The organism is Haloarcula halobia, from assembly GCF_029338255.1.
Taxonomy (GTDB): Archaea; Halobacteriota; Halobacteria; order Halobacteriales; family Haloarculaceae; genus Haloarcula; species Haloarcula halobia.
In genome coordinates this window covers 1,726,820-1,737,458 of record NZ_CP119787.1, presented here as the reverse complement: position 1 = coordinate 1,737,458, position 10,639 = coordinate 1,726,820, and the positions used below count along the sequence as shown (strand labels likewise).

The 10,639-nt window shown below is 68.8% G+C and carries 14 protein-coding genes; 5 read left to right on the top strand and 9 right to left on the bottom strand.

Going from position 1 to position 10,639, the window contains the following annotated elements; all coding sequences use genetic code 11:
• Nucleotides 1–21: 21 nt before the first annotated feature.
• Nucleotides 22–432 carry a peptide-methionine (R)-S-oxide reductase MsrB gene (gene msrB, locus P1K88_RS09290; RefSeq protein ID WP_276409900.1) on the top strand — a complete coding sequence of 137 codons (411 nt, stop codon included), beginning with the start codon at nt 22–24 and terminating at the stop codon, nt 430–432.
• Nucleotides 433–518: 86 nt separating this feature from the next.
• Nucleotides 519–1,259: a DUF7978 family protein gene (locus tag P1K88_RS09285; protein ID WP_276409899.1), complete on the top strand. Its 741-nt coding sequence runs from the start codon at nt 519–521 to the stop codon at nt 1,257–1,259.
• On the opposite strand, the gene P1K88_RS09280 is transcribed toward P1K88_RS09285, so the two are convergent.
• The 5 genes from P1K88_RS09280 to rpl7ae are packed head-to-tail and all read right to left on the bottom strand — an operon-like array spanning nt 1,250 to nt 2,986.
• Nucleotides 1,250–1,489 carry a glutaredoxin family protein gene (locus tag P1K88_RS09280; protein WP_276409898.1) on the bottom strand — a complete coding sequence of 80 codons (240 nt, stop codon included), beginning with the start codon at nt 1,487–1,489 and terminating at the stop codon, nt 1,250–1,252. The two genes, P1K88_RS09285 and P1K88_RS09280, sit on opposite strands and share 10 nt — an antisense overlap.
• A 59-nt stretch (nt 1,490–1,548) precedes the next feature.
• Complete coding sequence (gene ndk, locus P1K88_RS09275) at nt 1,549–2,013, bottom strand: nucleoside-diphosphate kinase (RefSeq protein WP_276277097.1); 465 nt, start codon at nt 2,011–2,013, stop codon at nt 1,549–1,551.
• Entirely contained in the window at nt 2,013–2,381 is a 369-nt protein-coding gene (locus tag P1K88_RS09270) for a 50S ribosomal protein L24e (RefSeq protein WP_276409897.1), read from the bottom strand. The genes ndk and P1K88_RS09270 overlap by 1 nt, the downstream gene beginning before the upstream one ends.
• A 3-nt stretch (nt 2,382–2,384) precedes the next feature.
• On the bottom strand, nt 2,385–2,612 hold the full coding sequence (locus P1K88_RS09265) for a 30S ribosomal protein S28e (RefSeq protein ID WP_276277095.1): 228 nt from the start codon (nt 2,610–2,612) through the stop codon (nt 2,385–2,387).
• An 11-nt stretch (nt 2,613–2,623) separates the two neighbouring features.
• Complete coding sequence (gene rpl7ae, locus P1K88_RS09260; protein WP_276409896.1) at nt 2,624–2,986, bottom strand: 50S ribosomal protein L7Ae; 363 nt, start codon at nt 2,984–2,986, stop codon at nt 2,624–2,626.
• A 267-nt stretch (nt 2,987–3,253) separates the two neighbouring features.
• Between rpl7ae and tmcA the strand changes: the two genes are divergently transcribed.
• The 3 genes from tmcA to P1K88_RS09245 are packed head-to-tail and all read left to right on the top strand — an operon-like array spanning nt 3,254 to nt 6,143.
• Nucleotides 3,254–5,494 (top strand): tRNA(Met) cytidine acetyltransferase TmcA, encoded by a 2,241-nt coding sequence (tmcA, locus tag P1K88_RS09255; RefSeq protein WP_276414136.1) that lies wholly within the window; start codon nt 3,254–3,256, stop codon nt 5,492–5,494.
• Nucleotides 5,491–5,982 (top strand): DUF456 domain-containing protein, encoded by a 492-nt coding sequence (locus P1K88_RS09250; protein WP_276409895.1) that lies wholly within the window; start codon nt 5,491–5,493, stop codon nt 5,980–5,982. The genes tmcA and P1K88_RS09250 overlap by 4 nt, the downstream gene beginning before the upstream one ends.
• The gene (locus P1K88_RS09245) at nt 5,979–6,143 is read left to right on the top strand and encodes a DUF8014 family protein (protein ID WP_276409894.1); all 165 of its coding nucleotides are present in this window, start codon (nt 5,979–5,981) and stop codon (nt 6,141–6,143) included. The genes P1K88_RS09250 and P1K88_RS09245 overlap by 4 nt, the downstream gene beginning before the upstream one ends.
• Nucleotide 6,144: 1 nt before the next feature.
• Here the strand turns inward: P1K88_RS09245 and P1K88_RS09240 are convergent, their stop codons facing one another.
• From P1K88_RS09240 to P1K88_RS09225, 4 genes are all read right to left on the bottom strand, one after another.
• Nucleotides 6,145–6,876 (bottom strand): GNAT family N-acetyltransferase, encoded by a 732-nt coding sequence (locus P1K88_RS09240; protein WP_276409893.1) that lies wholly within the window; start codon nt 6,874–6,876, stop codon nt 6,145–6,147.
• Nucleotides 6,877–6,956: 80 nt separating this feature from the next.
• Entirely contained in the window at nt 6,957–7,316 is a 360-nt protein-coding gene (locus tag P1K88_RS09235; RefSeq protein WP_276409892.1) for a DUF8055 family protein, read from the bottom strand.
• A 12-nt stretch (nt 7,317–7,328) separates the two neighbouring features.
• Nucleotides 7,329–8,987, bottom strand: a complete 1,659-nt coding sequence (locus tag P1K88_RS09230) for an FAD-dependent monooxygenase (protein WP_276409891.1) — start codon at nt 8,985–8,987, stop codon at nt 7,329–7,331.
• The gene (locus P1K88_RS09225; protein WP_276409890.1) at nt 8,980–10,638 is read right to left on the bottom strand and encodes an electron transfer flavoprotein subunit alpha/FixB family protein; all 1,659 of its coding nucleotides are present in this window, start codon (nt 10,636–10,638) and stop codon (nt 8,980–8,982) included. The genes P1K88_RS09230 and P1K88_RS09225 overlap by 8 nt, the downstream gene beginning before the upstream one ends.
• Between the last annotated feature and the right edge of the window lies 1 nt (nt 10,639).

The following is a 10,639-nucleotide window of genomic DNA, read 5'->3' as shown; positions in this document are numbered from 1 at the left end:
ACCCAGCACCAATACTGTCCTATGAGTGAATCCGAGGGAGAACTCCCGGAGAACGACGCCGAGTGGCGCGAACTGCTGACCGACGAGGAGTACCGCATCCTCCGCGAGGCGGGTACCGAACCGCGGTTCAGCAGCGACCTGCTCGATGTCAAGGACGGCGGCGTGTTCACCTGCGCGGGGTGTGGCGCCGAGCTGTTCGACAGCGGGGAGAAGTTCGAGTCGGGCACCGGGTGGCCGAGCTTCTGGGACGTGCTCGAGACGGGCACCGTCGAGACGCGACGCGACACCAGCCACGGGATGCGCCGCACGGAGGTCGTCTGTGCGACCTGCGAGGGCCACCTGGGACACGTCTTCGACGACGGCCCCGACCCGACGGGCAAACGGTACTGCATCAACGGCGCCGCGCTGGAGTTCGTGCCCGACGACGAGTGAGACCACCAGGGGGGCCGACAGGAGGCCGCCGAATCCACCGCAACGCTTTCGGTGGTGTGTGACGGTCACAGGGATAGAGTTGCGCTGTGACCACAGACCACGCCGAGCCAGCCGACGCATCGACCGACGACCACCTGCTCGCGCCATCGGTCCGGGCCTTCCCGTGGCTCCCGGCGGGGCTTGCGGCCGTCGCCACCCTCCTCGTCGAGTACCTCGTGATCGCGGCTATCTTCGTCGTCGGCCCGTCGTCGGTCGACCGGGGCGCGGCGCCCATCAACGCCGCTGGCGACGTCGCCATCCAGTACGGGCACGTCCTGTTCAACGCCCACCACGTGCCGACGGTGACCCGCGCGACCATCCAGATAGGTGGGTCGCCGTTCGGGAACGACCTCTACTTCGCGACCGGGGCCTCGGTCCCGCCGGTCGTGTTCTTCCTCGTGCCCGTCGTGGCGCTTTTCGCCGCCGGCGCGCTGTTCGAGACGTACCGACCGGGGACGCCCGCCGAGAGTATCCTCGAAGAGAGCGCGCTCGTCGGAACGGGTGTTACCGTCGGCTACGTCCTGTGTGGAGTCGTGGGTACGTTCGTCCTGGTCCAGAGGTGGGCTCTCGAGGTCCAGGAAGAGACGGTCGGCACGGCCACACAGCGCCCGCTGCTGTCGGTGACGCTCGTGGCCTTCTTCCTGTTCCCGATGGTGCTCGTCACCCTGGGTGCAGCGACGGCCGCCTCCCGCCGGTCCTCGACTGACGACGTGGTCGGGCCACCGGGCGACGGCGACGCCGGCGGCGAGTCGGGTACCGCGGGACCGGGCGACGACGATCAGGCGTAGGTCTGTTCGGCGAACTCGAGGATTCGTTCCGACTCGGCCATCGTGACGCCGTGGTCCTCGTCGACGAGGACCGGCACGCCCCGCTGGCCGGAGACGCGTTTGACCTCGTTGCGCTTCGAGTGGAGCGCCTCGACCCACTCCGTCTCGTACTCGACGTCGAGCTCGTCCAGCCGGTCGGCGACCTTCTCGCAGTACGGGCACCCGTCGAGCTGGTAGAGTGTGCGACTCATACCCGCCGGTAGGGGCGGGTCCCTCAAGGTGGTTGCGCTCGGCGAAGACCGGGCCGGGCTTACTCGTAGAGCCAGGTCTCGTCGATGCGGTCCCAGTCGACGAGCTCGTCCTCGTCGAAGAACAGCGAGATCTCGCGCTCGTTCGCGCCGGGATCCTCGTCGTCGGAGCCGTGGATGACGTTCCGACCGAGGTCCAGCCCGTAGTCACCGCGGATGGTGCCCGGTGCCGATTCGGCGGGGTCGGTCTCGCCCATCATGGTGCGGACCTGACTGACCGCGTCCTGCCCCTCCAGGACCATCGCGAAGACCGGACCCGACGTGATGAACTCGACCAGGTCGTCGAAGAACGGCTTGTCCTCGTGTTCGCCGTAGTGGTCCTCGGCCAGCTCCCGGTCGATCTGCATGAACTTGCCGCCGACCAGCTTCAGGCCACGGTCCTCGAACCGGGAGACGATGTCCCCGATGAGGCCGCGCTGGACCCCGTCGGGCTTGACCATCACGAAGGTGCGCTCGGTGTCGGCCATTACGCTTCAGCCTCCTCTGCTTCCTCGTCGTCCTCGTCGGCGTCGTCGTCGAGGTCCTCTTCGGCCGCTTCGAGGTCGGGCGCGGCGTCTTCCTCGTCGGCCTCGTCCTCTGCAGCGGCGTCGGCCTCGTCCTCGGCGGCTGCCGTCTCGGCTTCCTCGTCTGCCTCGTCGTCCTCGCCGGCCGTCCCCTCGGGGCCGCGACCGGATTCGGTCCACTCGAGCGTCCGGGGCTCGCGACCGAGGTCGGCGTTGTTCTCGCACTTCGAGGAACAGAAGTGCGTGGTCGATCCGTCGTTGCTGACGAACATCGTGCCCGTACCGGGCTCGATGTCAGCACCGCAGTAGTCACACTCGCGTGTTCGGGGCATCGGTTACTGACCTCCGATGGAGTCGGCCTCGCGCGCCGTCTCGCGCAGCTGGAGGACGTCGCCCTCGCGGACCGGGCCGAGCACGTTGCGGGTGATGATGCGACCCTGGTTCTCGCCCTCGCGGATGCGGCACTTGACCTGCATGGCCTCGCCGTGCATCCCCGTCCGGCCCACGACTTCGATGACCTCTGCGGGCGTGGCGCCGCTGCCTTCGGATTCCTCAGCGCTCATCCGTGGTCACCTCAGCGGAGCTCCTCGACCTTGTCCGCGATGTCCTCGACGTCGGCCTCGGCCTCGCCGGCGTCGACGATGGCGGCCGCGGCCGAGCCGACCTCGAGACCGGCGGCGTGGCCCAGGTCGTCTTGCTGCTCGACGAAGATGAAGGGGACGCCCTTCTCGTCGGCGAGCTCCGGGATGTGCATGACGATCTCCTCGGGCTGGACGTCCTCGGCGACGAGGACGAGTTCCGCCGAGCCACGCTCGATGGACTTGGTCGTCTCGTTGGTTCCTTTCTTGACACTTCCTGTATCTCGTGCGACTTCCAGCGCCTCGAGGGCGTCGTCCTCGAGGTCGGCCGGAACGTCGAAATCTACGTATACTGGCATTTGTGTGGTCACCTCCTGCGCGCGGGCTCACGCTCCCCCGCCGTGACGCGGCCGGAGCCGCGGCGCACCACGCTGGTGCGCGGTTTCCTGAGAAGGCTGGGAGCATCATCAACCCGGCGCAGGCTGTACCCGTTTCTGTGCCACCAGCCCTAAAAGCGCTTTCGAAGGCGAAATCCCGTGCCAGCCCGGCACACGGTCGCAGTCGGGGCGTGGCAGCGGGAGCAGACCGACCGTCAACGACATACTGCCGGGCCTGTGACCACCGCCATGGAACTCGCCCGGTCGCTCCGTGCCGAAGCACGCCGGTCGAACGAGCGTCGACTCCTGGTGCTGTCGGGTGACCGTGAGGAGGCCCGTGAGCGGGCCAGGGCGGCACTGGACGCGGCGGCGGTCCCCCGCGAGGAGACGACGGCGCTCGGCCCGGCCGACTGGCTCGGCTGTGAGCACCACCGGCAGGCCCGCTCGGTCGAACTGCTCGGGCGGACACAGACGGCCGTCGTACTGGACGCCCACGACGAACTGCGGCCGAACGCGCTCGGGCGTGCCGTCGGCGCCGTCGACGGCGGCGGCCTGCTCGTCCTGCTGACGCCGCCGCTCGGGGACTGGCCGGACGAGCGCGACGCCTTCGACGAGACGATCGCGGTGCCCCCGTTCACCGTCGGTGACGTCACCGGTCACTTCCGCCGGCGACTGGTCGGGACGCTCCGGGCCCACCGCGGAATCGCGCTGGTCGACGTCGACGCCGACCGCGTCGTGAAACGCGGCCTCACCGACCCGCCGCCGCGCGTGGACGCTGGTCCGCCCGGGCCACCGGCCGACGCCACCTTCCGCGGCGAGACCTACGCGGCCTGTCGGACAGCCGACCAGGTCGACGCCGTCCACGCCTTCGAGCACCTTCGAGAGCGTGGGCAGGCCCTCGTCGTCGAGGCCGACCGCGGCCGGGGGAAATCGAGTGCAGCGGGCCTCGCAGCGGCGAACCTCGCCCTGGAGGGGCGGGACGTGCTCGTGACCGCGCCGACCTACCGGAGCGCCGGGGAGGTGTTCGGTCGGGCGGCGTCGCTCTTCGAGACGCTCGGCGTCGCCGTGACCAGGGACAGAGACGAGGACCCGCGGACGCTGACCGTCGCAGACGAGTCAGGCCGGATTCGGTTCGCGCCGCCGGCCGAGGCCGTCGCGCTGCCGGGCGACCCGGACGTGGTCGTCGTCGACGAGGCGGCCGCGCTCCCGGTCCGCCGCCTGGAAGCGCTGCTGGCCGCGCCGGCCGTCGCGTTCACGACGACGGTCCACGGCTACGAGGGAGCGGGCAGAGGGTTCTCGGTCCGCTTCCGTGACCGACTCGCGGAGAGCGACCACGAAGTGACGGACGTGACGATGACGGCGCCGATTCGCTACGGCGCGGCCGACCCCGTGGAGGTGTGGGCCTTCCGGGCGCTGCTGCTGGACGCCCGGCCGCCGGTCGACCCGCTCGTCGAGGGTGCGACGCCGGAGACGGTGACCTACCGCCGCCTCTCGACCGCGGACCTGCTGGCCGACGAACACCTGCTCCGGGAGGTCTTTGGCCTGCTGGTGCTGGCTCACTACCGTACGGAACCGGCGGATCTCGCCCGGATGCTGGACGCCCCCAACCTCACCGTCCGGGCGCTCACCCACGAGGACCACGTCGTCAGCGTCGCGCTCCTGGCCCGCGAGGGCGACCTCTCGGCCGAGACTCGCGAGACGATGTACGGCGGCGGGCGCATCCGCGGGAACATGGTCCCCGACGTGCTGACCACCCAGCTGCGCGACGAGGCGGCGGGCGTCCCCGTCGGCCAGCGCGTCCTCCGCATCGCGACGCACGCGGCGGTGCGCTCGCGTGGCCTCGGATCGCACCTGCTCGGGGCGGTACGCGCGGAGTTCGCCGACGACGTGGACTGGCTGGGCGTCGGCTACGGCGCGACACCCGAGCTGGTGCGATTCTGGCACGCGAACGGCTACCACACGGTCCACCTCTCGACGACGCGCAACGACACGAGCGGCGAGTACTCGGCGGTGATGCTCCAGCCGACGTCGGCGGCGGGCGAGGCACTGGCGACCCGTCACGCCGAGTGGTTCTGTGACCGCGTCCCGTCCGTGCTCACCGACGCGCTGGACGACTGCGACCCGGACGTGGTCCGGACGGCCCTCGGGGCCATCGCGGCGACGCCCGACGTCCCGCTCTCGGACCTGGAGTGGCGACTCGTCGCGGGCGTCCCCGGCGGGGCGTCGATACTCGACACCGACCCGGCGCCGTTCCGGGCGCTGACGCTCCGGCACCTCGTCGACCCGGCCGACCCCGACGCGCTGACGGCCGACCAGGAGCGCCTGCTCGTCGGGAAGGTCCTGCAAGCGGACGCCTGGTCGACGGTGACCGACGACCGCTCTTTCGTCTCGCGCCGTGAGTGCATGCGGGCGCTGGGGAGAGCCGTCGAAAGATTGACGCGCCTCTACGGCGACGACTGGGTACAGGAGGAAGTCGACCGCCACGCATGATATCGTCCGGTCTCTCGCTGGTCCTGGTCCTCGTCGCGTTCGCGCTGCTGGTGGGGGCCGTCGTCGGCAGTCTCGTCCCGCAGGTCCCGGGAGCGCTGCTCTCGCTGCTGGGCGTCGCCCTCTACTGGTACGCGACGGGCGAGCCCGGCACGCTGCTGCTGGCCGGTCTGCTCCTCGTCGCCGTCCTCACGTGGGTCGTCGACGTCGCCGGCGGGGCCGTCGCCGCCCGCGTGGGTGGCGCGTCGAACCTGACGGCCGTCCTCGCCGGCCTCGTCGGCCTCGTCCTCTTCTTTCTCACGGGGCCGCTGGGCATGATCCTCGGCGTCACGGCCACCGTCTTCCTCGTCGAGCTCCGTCGCCAGCAGGACGCCCGCAAGGGCGCGAAGGCGGCGCTGGTGACGACGGTCGGGATGCTCGCGTCGGGCGTCGTCCAGGCGCTTTTGACCGGGACGATACTCGTCACGATGGTGGTGGTCGCACTGCTATGACCGAGTGTACAGAGCCGGACTGCGAGCGGGAGGCCACGGTCGAGCTCCACATCCCGTGGGACGCAAACAGAGCAGTCTGTACGGCCCACGCTCGCGTCTGGGCGCAGAAGGACGGCGTCGTCCCGGAACCACTGGACGACTTCGACGCGGAGTTTCGCTGACCTACAGCGCCTTGGCCATCATCGTCTCGTCGACGTACTCGTCTTCGAACTTGTAGTGGTTCTCCCGGACGGCCTCGACCTCCCAGCCGTGGGCCTGGAGGAACTCGATGGCGTCCTCGTTGGACGCCGGAATCGAGTTGTAGAGCTTCTCGTAGCCGTTCGAGGCGGCCCACGCGGTACCACGCTCCAGCAGGTGCGACCCGATGCCGTGGCCGCGATAGCGCTCCAGGACGCCCAGCGTGAGCTCGGCGGTGTGTCGCAGTTTCTTGCTCTCGGGGTGTTTGAGGTGGACCCAGCCGACGACGTCGTCGTCGACGCAGGCCACGAAGAAGATGCGCGATTCGAGTTCGTTGTGGCGGAGCAACACGCCCTCGCTGTCGACGACGTCCGCGACGGTCTCTGCGTCGACGTAGCCCCCGCCACCGATGGCCTCGCGGATCGCCCCGACGAGACCTGTGAGGTCCTCCTGGCGTGCCTGCCGGATGGTAAACTCCAGGTCGTCGGCGCGGAACTCCTCCTCGACGGCACCCTCGTAGGCGACCCGGAGTTCGCCCGCTCGCTCCTCGAGCACGCCGTCGCGTTTCAGGAGCGCGACGTGGTGGCCGAACGGCCGGGGGTCCATCTGGAGCGCCTGCCGGGCGACCTCCGGCTTGACCGAGCCGTGTGACTCGATGTACTCGTAGATGTCTTTCCGGTCGTCGTGGTCGAACTGGAGCGGTTCCGTGAGTTCCATGAGCACTGTTACCACAGGCCAGTACTTAACGTTTTATCATATAGGACTCGTGTGGAAGGCGCCGGTTACCGCCCGACGAGTCAGCGGTCGGGCACACCTGTCAGCACCTGGGCGGTGTCACGGGCGTTGTGTGTGTCGACCAGGAGTTCGGCGGCCTCGCGGATGCCGTAGGTGCCGTCTAACCCGACGCCGTAACACGCCGCGTACAGGTCGAGCCAGTCGTTCATGACCCCCTCGAGGCGGGTGAAGGCGTCGTCGTCGAAGCGGACCCACGAGTCCCCGGTGCGTGCCTCGCAGTAGAGCGAGACGGTCGGGCCGAAACCGTCCCTGACGAGGTCCATCGCCCGCTCGTCGTCCGGCGGGTCAGGGTCGAACGAGGCGCGGACCGCCTCGGCCCGGCGTTCGAGGCTTGCGATGCGGTCGACGTACTGCTGGGTCATCGCTGGTCGTCGCTACCCCTGCTCGTAGTCGACGCCCTTCCCGCCGGCCGGGTGCTCCCAGTGGGTGTCGGCGACGACGGCACAGGTACCACACTCGACGCAGGGCTGGGTGTCGAGGCTCACGAGGTGCTCCTCGGAGCCGTTGGTCTTGACCCGCTCGTCGCGGTAACACCCGCCGCCGAAGTCCTTCGCGCTGACCGGACAGGCCGTCACCGCCGTACCCGACGCGGCAAAGGAGTTGTCCAGCAGCTCGATGTGCGGGTCACCGACGTCGTAGGTCAGGTCGCCGATGCGGTCGTCGAGCTCCGGCGGTTCGACCGTGTTGGTGTCGGTCACCCGGTCGCCCAGTTCCTCCGCGATGACCGTCGGCAGGGTCACGTAGGGCAGTTTCGTGTCGGGGATCATCGAGACGAGCGTCGGCGAGGAGTAGGCCCGCTCGAGCAGGCCGCCCGTCAGCTTGATGCCGACCCGGCCGAGGGTGGACTTCACGAGCGAGTTCGAGACGTTGTCGACGGCCTCGAGTTCGCCCAGCTTGCCGAAGATGTTGTAGTTCGAGGGGCGCAGTTTGTCCATCACGCCCTCGTCGTACAGTTTCGACTCGTAGAGCTCGCCGGCCTGGTGGGGCGACCCCCGGGACTTCGCGTCGGCGAAGGCCTCGGCGGCCAACGCCCCGGCCGTGACGGCGTGGTTCATCCCCTTGATGATGGGGCCCTGGGCCTGCATCTGGCCGGCGGCGTCCCCCACGAGGACGAGGCGGCCCTCGTGGGGCGACGTGTGGGCCACCTTCTTCGAGTCCGGCACGAGCTTCGCGCTGTACTCGAGTTCCTCGTACTCGTCGCCCAGCCACTGGGCCAGCAGGGGGTGGGTCAGCAGGTTGTTAAGCAGCTCGTGGGGTTCGGCCCGCTCGTCGGCGATGGAATCTAGGTGGAAGACGGTCCCGATAGAGAGCGACGACTCGTTGGTGTAGAGGAACCCGCCGCCGCGGACGCCGTCGAACAGGTCGCCCGAGAACAGGTGGGCCACGCCCTCGTCGTCGTCGACGTCGAAGCGCTCGTTGATGGTCTCGGGGTCCATCTCCACGGTGGCTTTCACGCCCTGGAACCACTCCTCGGGGTCCTCCCAGTCCATCAGGCCGGCGTCGCGGGCCAGTTCGGAGTTGACACCGTCGGCGGCGACGATCAGGTCGGCCTCGATGGGCTCGAGTTCCGCCGTCTCGACGCCGACTATCTCGCCGCCGTCACGCAGCAGACCGGTGACTCGGACCTCGGTCAGCAGGCCCCCGCCCGTCTCTCGGGTGAGTTCGTGGACCCGCTGGGCCAGCCAGGAGTCCATCTTCCGGCGCAGGACGGCGTCTGCCCACTCCGTGTCGTGGTGGTGCAGGCCGCCGATGTCGAACGATTTCACCCGGTCGCCGGCGATGTTGTGGATGTAGTTTTCGGTCACCGGCCGCTCGCTGGCCTGCTCGCGGAACTCGGGGAACAGGCTGTCGATGGTGTAGGGTGCGGACTCCTCGGCGTAGATGAGCCCGCCCGAGACGTTCTTCGAACCCGCGTCGACGCCCCGTTCCAGCACGAGCGTCTCGACCCCGTTGCGCGCGAGGTTCGCCGCGGCGGCGGCCCCGCCGGGGCCACAGCCGACGACGACGGCCTCGTAGTGTTCGTGCTCAGTCATCGCTGACCTCCTGGAGCGCCGCGGCGAGGTCGCCCGACTCGACGGCCTCCGTCAGTCGCGGCAGCACCTCGAAGAGGTCGCCCTCGATGACGTAATCGGAGAAGTCGGCGATGTCGGCATCGGGGTTGGTGTTGACGGCGATGATGGTGTCGGACTCGTCACAACCGACCTTGTGCTGGATTGCCCCGGAGATGCCGGCGGCGATGTAGACGGCCGGTTCGACCTCCTGGCCGGACTCGCCGATCTGGCGCTCCTCGGTGATGTACTGCTCGACGTGGCCGTCGAACTGGTACGAGGACGTGATGACTCCGCGCGAAAGCCCGAGGTCGGCGTCCTCGAAGGCGTCGACGAGGTCGAGCGCGAGTTCGACGCCCTGCGTCGGGTCGTCGCCGATGCCGCGGCCGACGGCCACGACCACCTCGTTGCCGGTGAGGTCCACGCCGCCCGAGAGCTGGTCGAACTCCGTGACGTCGACGAAGAACCAGTCCTCGTCCAGCTCCATCTCGTAGTCGACGACCTCCGCCTCGCGCTCGAAGTCGGGTTCCTGGATGTCGAAGCTTCCCGGGATGACCGACCCGCCCTGCGGGTGGAAGTCCCGGTTGGGCTTGTCGATACACAGGATAGTCGAGTACTCGAACCCGGAGAAGTCCGGGCGCTTCATGTGCAGGACCTTCTCGAACTCCTTCTTGTCGCCCGCGTTGCCGACCTTCGCGGGGTTGGATATCATCGCGTTCTCGATGTACAGCCCCGAGCAGTCCGAGGCCAGTCCGGAGTCGAGTTCGCCCTGGACCAGCGCCGAGAGGTCCCGGCCGTTGTTCGTCGCCGGGAACAGCGTGTAGCGCGGTTCGTGGTAGTCCTTCCAGTCGACCTCCTGGCGGTCCTCGTGGGCGAGGTCGCCGCCGGCACGGGCCATGTCACAGAATATCTCCGTGTAGGGCTTGTGTCGGAACCGCTCCAGACGGTCGTCCTCGTGGTAGAGGACCAGGTCCGCGCCGTGAGCCACCACTTCGTCGACGTGCTCGCTCGCGTCCGCCCCGATGAGGACGGCGACGACCTGCTCGTCCTCGTCGTAGTCGTCGTTGTAGTCGTCCATCAGCTGGCGGGCCTTCCCGAGCATCTCCTTCGAGACGTCGACGAGCTCGCCGGCCTGGGTCTCACAGTAGACCCACATGTCGCGGTACTCCGCGCCGGCGGTCCCCTCGACCCACTGCTTGTCGTTGGTCGGGTGGTCGAGCTCGGGGTACTTCTCCTCGGGCGGGACGTACTCGACCTCCTCGGCGTCCTCGTCCTCCTCCGTTCCCTCGACAGACTCGATGCGGCTCTCGATCTGGCTGATGGCGCCCTTGCGGTTCTCGCCGTCTTTCTCGCGTTCGAGGATGTCACGGAGGACGTCGCCGTCGTCGACGTCCCGGACCATGTTCGCGATGTCGGCGATGGTCAGGTCCGAGAGGTCGACCGTCTCGGGGTCTCCCACCTCGTCCTCGGCTTCGAGTTTCTCGATGCGGCTCTCGATGAGCGTCTTGACCGGCGTCCGGTCCTCGCCGCCTTCCTCGAGTTCGAGCATCTCCCGGAGCTCGTCCGGGTCGTCGACGTCCTTGATCTTCGGTCCGAGGTCCGCTATCTCGTGTTCTGTTGGGTCTATGTCGGCCATC